Source organism: Actinoplanes sp. CA-142083, from assembly GCF_050942195.1.
Lineage (GTDB): Bacteria > Actinomycetota > Actinomycetes > Mycobacteriales > Micromonosporaceae > Actinoplanes.
The window spans coordinates 2574650-2590369 of record NZ_CP192076.1 but is presented as its reverse complement, the minus strand read 5'-3'; the positions used below and the strand labels follow the sequence as shown (position 1 = coordinate 2590369).

Genomic DNA, 15720 nt, shown 5'->3' with positions numbered 1-15720 from the left:
GGACACTACGTCAAGAGAGTGGCTTCTTCGACTTGAACTGGTGGCTCCAGCACCAGCGCGGCGAGCCCCGCGCCCACCACCGCCATGCCGGCGGCCACCGCGAACGCCCAGGTGTAGCCGGCCGGGATCAGCCCGTCCGCGCCGATCCGGGAGGCCACGATCGAGACGCCGACCTGCGAGCCGACCGAGGAGCCGAGGTTCTGCGCGAGGGTGTTCGCGGCCAGCGCCGCGCCGGTCCGGTCGCGCGGCGCCCAGCCGACGATGATGTTCGGCGCGGCGGCGAGCGACGCGGCGAAGCCGATGCCCAGCACGCCGCAGCCGATCGCGATCTCGGCCGGGCTCTCGTGCCGGGCGCTGAGCCAGGCCAGCCCGGCGGCCGCGATGAGCGCGCCGGCCAGCAGCGGCGGCTTGGAGCCGTGCGCCCGGCTCACGAGGCCGACCAGCGGCGCCATGGCGGCGTTGACCGTCGCCGTCGGCAGCATCAGCACGCCCGCGCCCAGCGCGGTGAACCCGAGGCCGCCGACCGACTCGGGCGCCTGGGCGAGCTGCGGCACCAGGCTGAACGCCCCGAACAGCCCGAAGCCCATGACCATGGTGGCCAGGATCGTCGCCGCGATCGGCCGGCTCGCCAGCAGCGTGGTGTCGACCAGGGGCGCGGGGCGCCGGGACTGCAACCGCCACCACAGCGGCAGCACGACCAGCCCGGCCACGATCAGCGCCAGTGTCCGCGGGTCGCCCCAGCCCCAGCGCGGCGCGAAGCTGACCCCGATCAGCGGCGCCACCAGCCCGACGGCCAGCATCGCCGCGCCCGACACATCCAGCCTCCCCGGCGCGCGCTCGGTGGCCCGGGGCACGGTCAGCAGGCTGCCGGCGACGCCGACCAGGCCGAAGCCGGCCGAGGTCCAGAAGATGACGCTGACCGGCGCGTGCTGGACCAGGAAACCACCCAGCAGCAGCCCGACCGAGCCGCCGATGGCCAGCATCGCGCCGAGCATCGCGAGACCCAGGGAAACTCGCTTCTCGGGCATCACGTCGGCCACCACGCCGAACGCCAGCGGCACGACGGCGCCGCCGAGGCCCTGCAGCGCCCGCCACGCGATCAGCTCGGGCAGGTTGTGGGCGAGCGCCGAGCCGACCGACGCGATCAGGAACAGGGTCAGGACCGCGACCAGCACCGGGCGGCGGCCGTACATGTCGCCGAGGCGGCCGGCGAGCGGCGTGGCCGGGGCCGAGACCAGCAGATATGCCGTGAACACCCAGGCGACCGCGCCGGGCGAGGCGTCGAACGCCACCTGCAGGTGTGGCAGTGCGGGGAGTAACTGGGTGGCCGCCAGCGAGTAGCCACAGACGCTGAGGGCGAGCACGGCGAGGGTGATCCCGGGCGGCACGGCTCTTCTCACCACCGCAGCATACGTTTGACACTGTGTCTTTTCTATAGACGTGGCGACCCGTGTGTGTGCGCTGGTTCCAGTGCCTAGAATGGGCGCATGGCCAATTCGACGACGCCCGAAGCCCCGACCGAGGCCGCGGAAAGCCGGGTCCGCCCCCGCGGGCGGATGCGCGCGGCGCAGCGGGAGTTCACCCGGACGCGGCTCATCGACGCGGCGATCGAGATCTTCGCGGAGCGTGGTTACGCGAAGGCGACGGTCGACGAGATCGCCGATCGGGCCGGCGCCACCCGCGCCACCTTCTATCTGCACTTCAAGTCGAAAAGCGAGCTGATCAACGAGCTCATCGACCGGGGGAAGGACCACTTCCACGAGGTGTACGCGGACCTCAGCCCGATCGCGCACAGCCCGACGACCGCCTCGATCCGCGGCTGGCTGGCCCTCGCGATGCGCGAGTGGAACACGATCGCGCCGTACTCGCGGCCGGTCCAGGAGGCCGCGTCCATCGAGCCCGAGATCCTCGCGCTGCGGGTCGCCCAGCAGAGCACCGAGGTCGCCGAGCTCGCCGACGCGCTGCGCAACGGCACGCCGACGCTCAGCGCCCGCGACGCGGAGGTGTATGCGAGCGTTCTCCTCGCGCCGCTGCGCTACTACTTCGAGCTGTTCCTGCGCGGGCAGCAGTTCGACGAGCGCCGCGTGCTCGACGTCATGGCCACCACGTGGATGGCCGTCATCGGCAAGGTAGCGGAGGAGCCCAAGCGCCGTCGCAAGGCCTGATGCTTCTTTAATTGACACTGTGTCGCGTCAGTGGGTAGCTTGCCTTTACAAAGCCACCCGATGAACCTTTTCAACCTGGCGACGGTCCTGAAGCCGCCGAGCCGTCGACCGGCGCCGGCGCAGCGGGCCCTGGCCACGTTGAAAAAGGTTCACTGCTGACGCGAGGGCAGAAACATGGTCTCCAGGCTCGAGGGCAAGGTCGCAGTCATCACCGGCGCCGCGATGGGAATGGGGGCCGGGGCCGCGCGCCGATTCGTCACCGAGGGCGCCCGCGTGGTCCTCGCCGACATCGATCTCCCAGCGGCGTCGGCGCTCGCCAAGGAACTGGGCGACAACGCCGTCGCGGTCGGCCACGACGTGAGCGACGAACGCAGCTGGGAGACCGTCGTGGGCACGGCCGAGGCGACGTTCGGCGGCATCGACATCCTGCTCAACAACGCCGGCATCTGGCGGACCGCGCCGCTGGTCGAGCAGTCCGCCGAGGGCTTCGACCGGATCATCGCGGTCAACCTGCGCGGCGTCTTCCTCGGCATGCGGGCCGTCGCCACCCCGATGCGGGCGCGCGGCGGCGGCTCGATCGTCAACACGTCCTCGACCGCCGGCTTGGTCGGCTTGGCGAACATGGTGGCGTACGGCGCTTCCAAGTGGGGCGTCCGCGGCGTCACGAAGGTGGCCGCGGTCGAGCTGGGGCCGTGGGGCATCCGGGTCAACTCGATCCACCCGGGCGGCGTCGACACGCCGATGACCGCGTCGCTGCGATTCGGCCGCTCGGACGGCGTGGCGACGCACCCGCCGATCGGCCGCCACGGCACACCTTCGGACATCGCCGACTTGCATGTCTTCCTGGCAAGCGACGAGTCCTCCTGGATAACCGGCTCCGAGATCTACATCGACGGCGGCCTGATGGCCGGCCCGCCGCCCCCCAACTGAGCCCACCCCTCCCGCGCCTCCACTCCACACGCACCGCCGCGCCGAGCACCCTCCAACCCGCCGCGCACCGCTCGCCGCCGCGCACCGCTCACCCCGCCGCGCACCGCTCGCCGCCGCGCACCGCTCACCCCGCCGCGCACCGCTCACCCCGCCGCGCACCGCTCACCCCGCCGCGCACCGCTCACCCCGCCGCTCACCCCGCCGCTCACACCGGCGCAATTTTGATAAGCCGCGGCACGCAGCGAACGTCAACTCATCAAGCCCCACGCGCGGCCGCAGCCTCGCCCGCGCGGCGCGGCGGGCGGGGCGGCGGGCGGGGCGGCACGCGGCGGGCTGGGCGGGCACGCGGCAGGGCACAGCAGGCGGCGGCGCGCAGATCTTGATAAGCCGTCGCGGGGAGCGAACGCCAACTCATCAAAGCGGCTCGCGCGTGGCGGCGACGTGACGCGACCTTGATGAAAAGCCGCGCAGAGCACGCACCAACTCATCAAGGCTCGCCGGCGGCGTCCGCCGCGCAACGCCCTCCGGCGCGCCCCGCCGCTCGGCCCGCTCGGCCCGCTCAGCCCGCTCAGCCCGCTCGGCCCGCTCAGCCCGCTCGGCCCGCTCGGCCCGCTCGGCCCGCTCAGCCCGCTCAGCCCGCTCAGCCCGCTCAGCCCGCTCAGCCCGCTCAGCCCGCTCAGCCCGCTCAGCCCGCTCAGCCCGCTCAGCCCGCTCAGCCCGCTCAGCCCGCTCATACCGTCGCGACCCTGCGCGCCTCGGCGCGAGCTTGATGAAAGGCCGCGCGGAGCGCGCGCCAAGTTATCAAGATCCACCGGCGGGCATCCACATCGGAAGCGAACGCTTTCACCATTCGATTGACGGCGTGACTACTGAGTGGTTAACGTGCTCGTAACCAAGGCGCGGGAGGCAGCCATGACAGGCTCGGAGGAGTACGACGTCGTCATCGTCGGGGCGGGATTCAGCGGCCTCTACGCCATCCACCGCATCCGGCGGCTGGGGCTGAGCCTGCGGTGCTTCGAGGCGGGCGACGGCGTCGGCGGCACGTGGTACTGGAACCGGTATCCCGGCGCGCGGGTCGACATCGAGAGCATGCAGTACTCGTACTCGTTCGATGAGGGCCTCCAGCAGGAGTGGAAGTGGCCCGAGTACTTCTCCCCCCAGGCCGACCTGGAGGCCTATGCGAACCACGTCGCCGACCGGTTCGGCCTGCGGGAGCACATCGAGTTCGAGACCCGGGTCAACCGGCTACGGTTCGACGAGGCCGAGAACCGCTGGCACATCGCCGCCGAGAACGGGCGGACCGCCACCGCGAAGTACATCGTCGCCGCCTGCGGCAGCCTCGACGCGACCAACGTCCCGGCCTTCCCCGGCCTCGACACCTTCCGCGGCCAGTGGTTCCACACCTCCAAGTGGCCGAAGGACGGCGTCCCGTTCGAGGGCAAGCGCGTCGGCCTGATCGGCACCGGCTCGACCGGCATCCAGGCCGTACCGGTGATCGCGAAGACGGCCGAGCACCTGACCGTCTTCCAGCGGACCCCGGCCTACAGCCTCCCCGCCTACAACCGGGCCACCGACCCCGAGTACGAGCAGGCGTGGAAGGCGAACTACCAGGACCGGCGCACCGCGATGTTCGGGAACTTCGCGGCGTCCTACATGGAGAACGAGCAGTACCGGTCGGTCTTCGACTACACGCCCGAGGAGCGCCTGCGGATCCTCGAGGAGGCGTGGGCCGCCCGCAACGGACTGCTCTTCATGCGGACCTTCAGCGACATCGGGACGAGCCTGGAGGCCAACACGGTCGTGGCCGAGTTCGTCCGCGACAAGATCCGCGGCCTCGTCAAGGACCCCGCGGTCGCCGAGATGCTGTGCCCCAAGACGTACCCGATCGGCGCGAAGCGCATCTGCATGGACACCGGCTATTTCGAGGCCTACAACCGCGACAACGTGAAGCTCGTCGACGTGCGCGCGAATCCGATCGCCGAGATCACCCCGACCGGTCTGCGCACCACCACCGGCGAGTACGACCTCGACATCATCGTCTTCGCCACCGGCTTCGACGCGGTGACCGGCTCGATGACGCGGATGAACGTGACCGGCCTCGGCGGCCGGGACCTGCGCGACAAGTGGACCGACGGCCCGACGACGTACCTCGGTTTCCTCGTCGCCGGCTTCCCCAACCTCTTCATGATCCACGGGCCCGGCAGCCCGGGCGTCCTGGCCCAGATGATCACCGCGGGCGAGTGGCAGGTCGATTTCGTGGCCGGGCTCATCGCCGACATGGAGGCGGCGGGCCGGCACCGGATCGACACGGCGCCCGAGTGGGAGCGGCGGTGGAACCTCGAGGTCGAGGAGGCCGCCGGGCACACCCTCTACAACAAGGCCGATTCCTGGTACGTGGGCGCCAACATCCCCGGGAAGCCGCGGGTCTTCATGATCTACATCGGCGGGTTCGACCGCTACAAGCAACGGTGTACCGAGCAGGTCACGAACGGCTATGAGGGTTTCGTGTTCGACGCGCCGATCGGAGCCTCGCGATGAACATCGTCGTCCTGGTGAAGCAGGTGCCCGACTCGAGCTCCGCCCGCTCACTGAGCGCGACCGACAACACCGTCGAGAGGGCGTCGGCGAGCAACATCGTCAACGAGATGGACGAGTACGCCATCGAGGAGGCGCTCAAGCTCAAGGAGGCGCACGGCGGCGAGGTGACCGTGCTGACCATGGGCCCGCCCTCGGCGACGGAGTCGATCCGCAAGGCGCTCTCGATGGGCCCGGACCGGGCGGTCCACGTGACCGACGACGCGCTGCACGGCTCCTGCGCGGTGATGACGTCCAAGGTTCTGGCGGCGGCTTTGAGCCGGCTGAGCGCCGATGTGGTGCTGTGCGGCGCCGAGTCGACCGACGGGCGGGTGCAGGTGATGCCCCACATGCTGGCCGAGCGGCTCGGGGTGGCGGCGCTGACCGGCGCCCGGTCGCTGACGGCCGACGGCGATCGCCTGACGGCCCAGAGGCAGACCGATGACGGGTACGAGGTGGTCACGGCCGCCACTCCGGTGGTCGTGAGCGTGTGGGACACGATCAACGAGCCGCGCTACCCGTCGTTCAAGGGGATCATGGCGGCCAAGAAGAAGCCGGTCGAGACCCTGTCCCTCGCCGACCTGGGCGTCGACCCCGCTTCGCTGGAGGCGACCAGCGCCGTGCTCGGGTTCGCAACGCGTCCGCCGCGCGCGGCCGGCACCAGGGTCACCGATGACGGCGAGGGCGGCACACAGCTGGTCGCTTACCTGGCCACCGAGAAGTTCGTCTGAGAGGGACATCCGATATGGCTGAGGTTCTGGTCGTGGTCGAGGCCGGCGTCAAGAAGGTCACGCTGGAGCTGCTGACCCTCGCCCGCTCGCTGGGCACCCCCAGCGCCGTCGTGTTCGCCGAGTCGGAGACCGACAAGCTCGCGGAGTACGGCGCCGAGAAGATCTACGTCGCGGCCGGCCTCGGGGACTACCTGGTGGCCCCGAAGGCGAGCGCCGTTGCCCACCTCGTACGGGAAAGGAAGCCGGCGGCGGTGCTGCTGGCCTCCACCCAGGAGGGCAAGGAGATCGCCGCCCGCCTCGCGGTGAAGCTCGACAACGGCCTGATCACCGACGCCGTGGCGCTCGACCCCGACGGCACCGCCACCCAGGCGATCTTCGCCGGCTCCGTGATCGTGAAGTCGCGGGTGACCCGCGGCCTGCCGCTCGTCACGATCCGCCCCAACTCGGTCGCTCCCTCCCCCGCCCCGGCCACGCCGGTGATCGAGCAGGTCGCGGTCGAGATCCCCGACGCCGACAAGCTCACCCGGGTCGTCGAGCGGGTGACCGAGAAGAAGGGCGAGCGTCCCGAGCTCACCGAGGCCTCGATCGTCGTCTCCGGCGGCCGCGGCATCGGCAACGCCGACAACTTCAAGCTCGTCGAGGAGCTCGCCGACCTGCTCGGCGGCGCGGTCGGCGCGTCCCGCGCGGCGGTCGACTCCGGCTTCTACCCGCACCAGTTCCAGGTCGGTCAGACCGGCAAGACCGTCTCCCCTCAGCTGTACGTAGCACTCGGCATCTCCGGCGCCATCCAGCATCGGGCCGGCATGCAAACTTCCAAGACCATCGTCGCGGTCAACAAGGACCCCGAGGCGCCCATCTTCGAGCTGGCCGACTACGGCGTCGTCGGTGACCTCTTCGATGTCGTGCCGCAGGCGGCCGAGGAGATCCGCAAGCGCGAGTGAAGGACGGCAGTAGGCTGGGCGCGTGGATCACGAGGAACGCATCGCCCTGTTCATCGACTACGAGAACCTGGCGATCAGCGCCCGGGAGCACCTCGGCGCGCCGTTCGAGATGCGGCCGGTCGCCGACGCGCTGGCCGAGCGCGGCCGCGTGGTGGTGCGCCGGGCGTACGCGGACTGGTCGTTCTTCGATGAGGACCGCCGCATGCTCACCCGTTCCCAGATCGAGCTCATCGACATGCCGCAGCGCCTCGGCGCCTCGCGCAAGAACGCCGCCGACATCAAAATGGCCGTCGACGCCCTGGAAACCGCGTTCGAGCGCACCTATATCTCGACGTTCGTGCTGTGCACCGGCGACAGCGACTTCACTCCGCTGGTGCAGAAACTGCGCGAGCTGAACAAGCGCGTCATCGGCGTGGGCGTGGAGAAATCCACGTCCGCGCTGCTGCCCCCGGCGTGCGACGAGTTTCTCTACTACGACCGCCTCGAGGGCGTCCTGCCCGCTCCCGAGCCGGAGATCGAGGCGGAGCCCGTACGCGATGTGAATGCTCTCTCGGCTCTTGTCGCGCAATCCGTGGCCGGTTTGCAGAGCAGTTCTAGCGGCCCCGTCACGGCCTCGACCCTGAAGCGCACCCTGCTGCGGAAAGACCCCACCTTCAACGAGGCCGATTACGGTTTCCGTGCCTTCGGCGAACTGCTGCGGCACCTGGCCGGCGTCAATGTGGTCGAGCTGATCCCCGGCTCGGCCAAGGGCGACCCCGAGGTGACCCTGCCGGAAAGCGGCGACCGGGAGCAGGCTTTCGCCCTGCTGCGCTCGGTGGTCGCCGATCTGGGTGGCCGGGTCGCCCTTTCCGGCCTGAAGAACAAGGTGCGCAAGGTGGTCCCCGACTTCAGCGAGAAAAAGCTGGGTTACCGGAGCTTCCTGCAATTCTGCAAGGCCGCCGCCACGAACGGCGCCGTCTCGCTGAACTGGAACGACGACGCCGACGATTACCTGCTCACCGCGCCCTGATCGGGGTCGCAGTCGGGTGAGCGACTTTCGGCGGCCGGTCGCCGCGAACCGATTTACCTTCCCTTTGTGGGGGTGCGGTTCGACGCCTGGCGGCTGAGCCTCGGCGCGGTCGGCGTGGCCGCGGCGCTCATGGCGGCGGGCCTCGGCTTCGGAGTGATCGGCTTGTCCCCCGCAGCCGCCAGCCCGGGCGACGCGGTCGAGGAAGAACCGTGGAAGGCCGCGGCCCATCCGAGCCGGACCGTGGTCGCCACGGTCACCATCGAGAAGGTGCCCGACCTCCGGCAGAACTCGCTCTACGGGTACGTCGCGCGCGGCGTCTACGAGTTCGTGATCGACCCCGGCGACCCGTTGTTCATGCCGCTCGTCACCGGCGAGGTCAGCGGCGACGAGTTGGTGGGCTGGGTGGCGCGCGGCGACGGCGAGGCCGAGAGCGACCCGGTGACCGTCCAGCGGATCAAGGGCGGCCCCGCGCATGTGACCGTGACGAGCACGCTGCGCTACGGCAGTGGAGGCGCCGGCACCCACTCGATGACCGGCACCTTCGAGCTGGAACGGGCGCCGGGGGTCGACGAATCCGGGCAGGCCGCCGCCGCGGCCGAGCGGCGCATCCTCACGGTCCGCAGCGACAGCGCGTCCATCGTCGGCGTGACCGGCGGCGACGTGGTTGAGCAGGACGCCAACCGGGTCGTCTTCGACGGGCCGCCCACCGGCGTCTCGGTGACCGTGTACGAGAAGGACCCCGACCCTCGCTTCCTCGGCGGCCCGCCGCACGGCCCGTTCGACGCTCTCGGGCTCACGACGGCGGGAAACTCCCTGCTCACCATGATCGTCGTGCTCGGCCCGTGGCTGGCGATCGTCGTCACGCTGCGCCGGTTCCGGGGCGCGTTCTGGTGGGTCGGCGCGCAGGTGATCGCGGTCGCGCTCGCCCTCTGGCTCCTGCTCGGATCGTGGCTCAACCCGCACGAGTGGCACTGGGGCGAGCTCGGCGCCGCGGCGGCCGTCGCCTTGCTGGCCGTCCGGGGCCGGCAAGCGAGCGGATTGTCCGGGCCGGACCTCGGACACGTCCGGCGGCGGCTGCTGATCGCGTCCGCGCTGGCCCTGGTCGCGGTGGGCGCGGCGATGATGATCTACGGGGATTCCTACTCGGCGGATCCCGACTCTCTGGCGTTCGCGGCACTGCTCGCGGTCGCGGTCGCGGCGCTGTACGCGGCGTGGCAGCGCACCGCGTGGCTGACCGGCGTCACGCTCGGGCTGTTCCTCGGCCTGGTCACCATCGCTTCGAGCATCCTGGCCACGGATTCCCTCGTCGATCTCGGCCTGCCCTTCCTGGTCGCGGCCGGCGCGCTCGGCGTCGGATGCGTGACCGTCGCGTTCCGCGCCCCCGCCAACCGTCCGGCGCTGCGATGGGCCGCCTTCCTCGTGGGGCTGGTGCTCTTCGTCCCCCTGATCCGCTCGCTCATCGGCATCGAGCAGGTGCCGCCGTTCGGCGCCGCCGTCGATGCCGCGTCGGCGGCGATCCTGGTCTTCGACGTCGCCCTGCTGGCCTCGCTGGTGGCCGTGCTCTACCTGCGGGCGTCGCACTCCACCGTGGTCGGCAACGTGACGGTGTGGGCCCTGGCGCTCGCCGCGCTCCTGGTCGTGGCCACGGACCGCGGACGCCTCGTCCAGTTCAACGCGGTCGCCACGGTGCTGCTCATGATGTCCTGGTGGCTGCTGGCCCCCTGGCGGGGCCGGGGCAAGGCGGTGACCCTGGCCCGGGTCGACAGCGACACCCACCGCCGGCTGGTTGGCGCCGAGGCCGACCGCCGCCTGGCCGAGCAGTGCGCGCAGCAGAGCTACCGGTCGGCCCCGGCCCGGCTGCGCGACCACACCATGGACCTCGGCCAGCATCAGGAGCGTCAGCAGCAACTCGACGACGCCGCATCGCGGGCGACGAAGAGCATCGAGGGCGTTCCGGTCGAGGACGCGCTGGCCACCATGGGCGCCGCCAAGCCGGTGGAGTCGGCGCTCGCGGCAATGCTGTGTGCGCTGCCGGTGGCCGCGCTCATCATCGGTTACGAGTGGTGGACGCTGCTCACCTCGGACCTGGCGACGGTCGTGAACGCCACTCCCCTGCAGCTCACCCTCATCGTGGCCCACACCGTGCGCTGGCTGGTCTACGCCGGGCTGTACGGGCTGTTCTACTCGCTCCTGCGCGGCCGCAACCCGATCCGCAAGGCGAACACCCTCGTGCTCCTGGTCCTGCCGGCCGAGCTGCTCTCGGTGCTCTCTTCGATCAACCCCAGCGTCGCGGACGGCACCGGCATCACGACGCTGCCGCAGATGTTCCTGGCGCTCGCCATCCGCACCGGCCAGGTCGTCGTGCTGTGCCTGTTCCTCGGCCTGGCCTGGGAACGCCGCCTCGCGCTGCTGGCCGGCCAGCACTGGTACCGCCTGCGCAACGTCCGCAGCCTCCGCGCCTTGGCCGCCCCGGTCGGCACAGTCCTGATCGCCGTCGCGACGACTTTCGGCACCGCGATCGCGAGCGCGGCCGTCGCCGGGCTGCTCTCCACCGGCACGGGCGCAAACCCGCCGAACTCACCAACCTCGTCGACGAGCACCTCCACCGACCCACCCCGCTGACCGGCCGCGCCAGGACGGCTGATCGTACGCGGGGGGGACCGCCTCTCCGCGACCGCCGACCTCGCCGAGCTGGCCGCCGGCTCGGGTGGTGGGCCGGCTCCGCCCCGGTCACCGCCACAGCTGCGACCCGCGTGGTCGGTGCTGACCGAGGAGAACCCGCCGCCGAACGAGGCGGAGGTCAATGCGTACAACACCGTCAGACGGCACTCGGCTCCGGGCACCCCGGCACCGCCAAGGCTCTCCAGGCGCGCTGACGGACACTAGCGGCGGGGGCCGTGGATCTCGCGGTGCAAGCGTTCCATGCGCTGGTCGAGGCGGGCGGCGTCGGCGGCCGCCGCGGAGAGCTCGTCGCGCAGTTCGGGCGGGATGTCGGGGTCGTACTTGTAGTAGATCTTGTGTTCTAGGCTCGCCCAGAAGTCCATCGCTACTGTGCGCAGCTGCACCTCGACCGGGACGGGAACTACGCGGTCGGAGAGGAAGACCGGGATCTCGACGATCAGGTGCAGGCTGCGGTAGCCGTTCTCCTTGGGCTCGGCGATGTAGTCCTTGGTCACCACCAGGTGCACGTCGGGCTGGCGGGTGAGCATCTCGGCGACCGTGTAGACGTCCGAGACGAAGCTGCACACGATGCGGATGCCGGCGATGTCGCGGATCCGGGCCTTCAGGTCCTCGAAGGTGAGCGGGCAGTCGATGCGCCGGGCCTTGGCGGTGATGCTGGCGGGAGTCTTGAGGCGGGGCAGCACGTGCTCGATGGGGTTGCCGCGGCCCTTGTGCGCCAGCTCCTCGGCCAGGATGGTCACCTTCGTGTTCATCTCGGCCAGCCCGAACTTGTAGACCAGGAGAAACTCGGTCATTCCGCCGGCCGGCTCATGGAAGGTGCCGTCGTACACCGTCGTGGCGGTTTCGCCCGAGCCCGGTGCCGCCCAGCGGACTATCCCCTGATCGCCGGGCCGTTCAGTCGTCACGGTCATACGGTAGGCGTTGCGTACCAGGCGCCGCCCGGCGGTCCGCGAAGCTTGCCGTGAACACACGCGTGTATCAGGGACGTGAACGCGTGTGAACTCTTTTAGCGCAGGTCATCGGCCGTTCGGGCTAGACCCTTCGGCAAAAGTAGTCATCCGGTGGTGAACAAGCTCGAGACTCTTGTTCACTCTCACGTTATCCGGTAGAACGTCGTGCAGGTCCGCTCGACGGGCCGTCAGCCGATCGGCTCCAGGAGGACCACCTGATGGATCGCTCTGTGCGCCTAGATAACACAATCTCCCGTCGCGGACTGCTGCAGCTCGGCGGCAGCGTGGCTCTGCTGCTCACCACCGGCGCGTGCGCGGCCGGCAGCAAGTCCGAACCGAAGTCCGGCGCCTCCGCCGGGCCGGCCGCCAGCACGCTGAAGATCGCCGTCTCCAGCTACCTGTCGAGCTGGGACCAGGACTTCGTCGGGTTCGACCTGACCGCGCTGATGCTGTTCAAGAACGTGTACCCGTACATGATCGATTACGGGGTCACGACGGCCGGCGACAGCCAGATCCTCGACACCCAGAACATCTCCCCGACGTTCGCCGAGTCGTTCGAGCCGGACGCCTCGCAGAAGGTCTGGACGCTCAAGCTGCGCAAGGGCGTCAAGTTCGCCAGCGGCAACGAGATGAAGGCCGCCGACGTGAAGTGGTCGAAGGACCGGGCGTTCGCGGCGCAGGCGAACGTCGCCGGCATCTACCGGACGATCGGGCTCACCAAGGCCGAGCAGGTCGTGGTCAAGGACGACTACACGGTCGAGTTCCACCAGGAGTTCCCGAGCGCGCTGACCAAGCAGATCCAGGCCATCTCGCTGTACGTCTTCGACTCGGTCGAGGCCAAGAAGCATGCGACCGACGCCGACCCGTGGGCCAAGGAGTGGTTCGCCAAGAACGCGCCCACCGGCGGCTACTTCAACGTCGCGAAGGCCACCCAGGGCCAGGAGATCGAGCTCAGCGCGAACACCGGCTACCCCGGCCCCGACCCGGCCAAGACCCCGACGATCCGGATCTCGGTGGTCCCGGCCGCCGCCAACCAGCGGCTGCAGCTGCAGGCCGGCGACATCGACATCGCGCTCGGCATCACCGGCCAGGACCTGCAGGACCTGAAGAAGGCCGACGGCATCAAGGTGCTCTCGGCGGCCAGCAACAACCAGGTGGCCATCCAGATGTCGGTGACCACGGCGCCCTTCGACGACGTGAACGTGCGCAAGGCGCTGGCCTACGCGGTGCCTTACGACCAGATCATCAAGAACGTGTACGGCGGGGACGCGCGGCCCACCAAGAGCCTGGTCCCGCTGGACATGCCCGGCTACGCGGAGACGGGCTACCCGTACGCCTACGACCTCGACAAGGCGAAGGCCGCGCTGGCCGCCGCGGGCAAGCCGAGCATCTCGTCCGAGCTGGTCTTCGAGGCCAGCAACGACGAGCAGCAGAAGATCGCGGTGCAGGTGCAGTCGGAGGCCGCGAAGGCCGGCATCACGCTCAAGCTCACCCCGCTCGACCCGGCCACGCTCGGCGAGCGGCGCACCAAGAAGAGCATCCCGCTGCAGATCACCACCGGGCAGCTCTGGGTGAACGACGTGGAGTACATGCTGGCGACCAGCTTCGTGAAGGGCGCCGCGCTGAACTACTCCAACTACACCAACGCGGAGCTCGAGGAGATCTACACGAAGTCGCACACGACCGTGGACGACGCCGGGCGCAAGCAGCTCTGGGCGCGGGTGCAGGAGATCCTCGCCGCCGACGTACCCTGGGCGATCATCTGTCAGCCCAACTTCAATCTTCCCGTACGGGAGAAGGTGTCGGGCTGGGTGCAGCCGATGGACGGCCTGGCCCGCCTCCGGTACCTGAGCGCGACGGCCTGATTCGATGCGGGTACTGCGTTTCGTCGGTCGCCGGCTGCTCCAGCTGATCCCGGTCCTGCTCGGGGTGGTCGTGCTGACCTTTCTGCTGGTGCGGGTACTGCCGGGCGACCCGATCCGCAGCATCCTCGGGCCCAACGCCACCGAGGCCGACGCGGCGGCGGCCCGCGCCCGGTTCGGCCTCGACCAGCCGCTGTGGAAGCAGTTCCTCGACTATCTGCAGGGCCTGGTCACCGGCGACTTCGGCACGTCGATCCAGAGCGGCACCCCGGTGCGCGACGAGATGGCGCTGCGCATCGGGCCCACCTTCGAGCTCGTGGTGATCGCGGTGACGATCGCCGTGCTGCTGGCGATCTGGCTGGGCATCTGGTCGGCGCGCCGGGCCGACCGGGTCGGCGACCACACCGTACGGGTGTTCGCGTTGTTCGGGAACTCGATCCCGGAGTTCTGGCTGGGCCTGGTGCTGATCCTGGTCGGCTACGCGGCGCTGGGCTGGTTCCCGGCGCCGAGCGGCCGGGTCGACCCGGACACCAACCTCACCCCGATCACCGGCGCCGACCTGGTCGACGCGATCATCACGGGCAACGGGCCGGCCGCCGCGTCGGCGGCCGCGCATCTGGTGCTGCCGGTGCTCACGCTGGTCATCGGGGTGCTGGCGCCGCTGCTGCGCAGCGTCCGGGCGTCGGCCCTGGAGGTGCTCCGATCCGAGGCGTACGCGGCGGCGTCCGCGCACGGCCTCCCGGAGCGCACCCTGTTGCGCGGATATCTGCGTCGCGCCGCCCTGGTCCGGCTGCCGTCACTGGCCGCGCTGGTCTTCGGCACGGCGATCGGCTCGACCGTCCTGGTCGAGTACGTCTTCTCCTGGCAGGGCTTCGGCCAGTGGGCGCTGCGCGGCCTGCTCTACCGCGACTACCCGGTCGTGCAGGCGTCGGTGCTGGTCTTCGCGCTCTGCTACGTGCTCGTCTTCCTCATCGCCGACGTGGTCCACGCGATGCTCGACCCGAGAGTGAGGATCTGATGGCCGAGGTCCAGCTCGCCCCGGTGACCATCGGTGGCCGCGACGGCCGCTTCGCCCGGACGCTCATCGTCGTCGGCACGACGATCCTGGTGGTCGCCGCGCTCGCCGCCGTCTTCGCCCCGCTGCTGTCGAAGTGGGGTCCCACCGAGATCGACCCGTCCGGCACGCTGGCCCGCCCCGGCGGCGAGCACCTGCTCGGCACCGACGGCAACGGCATGGACGTGTGGAGCCGGGTGCTGCACGCGGGCCGCATCGACCTCGGCATCGCGGTCTGCGCGGTCGCGCTGGCCGTCGTGGCCGGCACGTTCCTCGGCCTGCTCGCCGGCTACCTGGGCGGCTGGATCGACGACGTGCTGATGCGGATCGTCGACATCTTCCAGGCGTTCCCCACCTTCATCCTGGCGCTCGCGGTCGCGGCGCTGCTGGGCGACGGCTTCGGCAACCTGGTGTTCACGATCGCGCTGGTCAACGCCCCCGCGTACGCGAGATTGGTACGCGCCGAGGTGCGGACGCTACGCGAGATGCCCTACATCGACGCGGCCAAGACCTCCGGCACCTCGACCTTCGGCATCCTCTGGCGGCACCTGCTGCCCAACAGCCTCACCCCGGTCCGGGTGATCGCCCCGCTGAACTGCGGCTGGGCGATGCTCACCCTGGCCGGCCTGTCCTTCCTCGGCCTCGGCATCACGGTGCCGACCGCCGAGTGGGGCTCGATGATCAGCCTCGGCACGTCGGACGTCGTGGCCGGCCGCTGGTGGACCTCGGTGCCGCCCGGCCTGGCCCTGCTCGTCTGCGTCCTCGGCTTCAGCCTGCTCGGCGAGGGCCTGCAGGAACGCGCGGACAGTCGGAGGCGGTGAC

Annotated in this window: 12 protein-coding genes; 10 read left to right on the top strand and 2 right to left on the bottom strand. The window is 70.4% G+C overall.

The features are described 5' to 3' along the window. Positions 1–5: 5 nt before the first annotated feature. The gene (locus ACQPZX_RS12250) at positions 6–1400 is read right to left on the bottom strand and encodes an MFS transporter (protein WP_433378751.1); all 1395 of its coding nucleotides are present in this window, start codon (positions 1398–1400) and stop codon (positions 6–8) included. A gap of 87 nt (positions 1401–1487) precedes the next feature. Here ACQPZX_RS12250 and ACQPZX_RS12245 point away from each other — a divergent pair, with 87 nt between their 5' ends. From ACQPZX_RS12245 to ACQPZX_RS12215, 7 genes are all read left to right on the top strand, one after another. Then, the gene (locus ACQPZX_RS12245; protein WP_433378748.1) at positions 1488–2165 is read left to right on the top strand and encodes a TetR/AcrR family transcriptional regulator; all 678 of its coding nucleotides are present in this window, start codon (positions 1488–1490) and stop codon (positions 2163–2165) included. 174 nt (positions 2166–2339) lie between these two features. Then, entirely contained in the window at positions 2340–3095 is a 756-nt protein-coding gene (locus ACQPZX_RS12240; RefSeq protein ID WP_433378745.1) for an SDR family NAD(P)-dependent oxidoreductase, read from the top strand. 912 nt (positions 3096–4007) lie between these two features. Continuing rightward, positions 4008–5633 carry a flavin-containing monooxygenase gene (locus ACQPZX_RS12235; protein WP_433378742.1) on the top strand — a complete coding sequence of 542 codons (1626 nt, stop codon included), beginning with the start codon at positions 4008–4010 and terminating at the stop codon, positions 5631–5633. Beyond that, entirely contained in the window at positions 5630–6400 is a 771-nt protein-coding gene (locus ACQPZX_RS12230; protein WP_433378739.1) for an electron transfer flavoprotein subunit beta/FixA family protein, read from the top strand. Before ACQPZX_RS12235 ends, ACQPZX_RS12230 begins: the two co-directional genes overlap by 4 nt. Positions 6401–6414: 14 nt before the next feature. Beyond that, complete coding sequence (locus ACQPZX_RS12225; RefSeq protein ID WP_433378736.1) at positions 6415–7341, top strand: electron transfer flavoprotein subunit alpha/FixB family protein; 927 nt, start codon at positions 6415–6417, stop codon at positions 7339–7341. A 22-nt stretch (positions 7342–7363) separates the two neighbouring features. Next, positions 7364–8350 carry an NYN domain-containing protein gene (locus ACQPZX_RS12220; protein WP_433378733.1) on the top strand — a complete coding sequence of 329 codons (987 nt, stop codon included), beginning with the start codon at positions 7364–7366 and terminating at the stop codon, positions 8348–8350. A 66-nt stretch (positions 8351–8416) separates the two neighbouring features. Then, a complete protein-coding gene (locus ACQPZX_RS12215) occupies positions 8417–10972 on the top strand; it encodes a hypothetical protein (RefSeq protein ID WP_433378731.1) in 2556 nt (851 codons plus the stop codon). Between the two features lie 260 nt (positions 10973–11232). Here ACQPZX_RS12215 and ACQPZX_RS12210 read toward each other — a convergent pair whose 3' ends face one another. Further along, positions 11233–11943 carry a GTP pyrophosphokinase gene (locus ACQPZX_RS12210; protein WP_433378728.1) on the bottom strand — a complete coding sequence of 237 codons (711 nt, stop codon included), beginning with the start codon at positions 11941–11943 and terminating at the stop codon, positions 11233–11235. 269 nt (positions 11944–12212) lie between these two features. Between ACQPZX_RS12210 and ACQPZX_RS12205 the strand changes: the two genes are divergently transcribed. From ACQPZX_RS12205 to ACQPZX_RS12195, 3 genes are read left to right on the top strand one after another with little or no spacing between them, the layout of a single operon-like run. Beyond that, positions 12213–13847 carry an ABC transporter substrate-binding protein gene (locus ACQPZX_RS12205; RefSeq protein WP_433378725.1) on the top strand — a complete coding sequence of 545 codons (1635 nt, stop codon included), beginning with the start codon at positions 12213–12215 and terminating at the stop codon, positions 13845–13847. A 4-nt stretch (positions 13848–13851) separates the two neighbouring features. Further along, entirely contained in the window at positions 13852–14862 is a 1011-nt protein-coding gene (locus ACQPZX_RS12200; protein WP_433378722.1) for an ABC transporter permease, read from the top strand. After that, positions 14862–15719: an ABC transporter permease gene (locus ACQPZX_RS12195; protein WP_433378719.1), complete on the top strand. Its 858-nt coding sequence runs from the start codon at positions 14862–14864 to the stop codon at positions 15717–15719. Before ACQPZX_RS12200 ends, ACQPZX_RS12195 begins: the two co-directional genes overlap by 1 nt. Position 15720 lies beyond the last annotated feature (1 nt).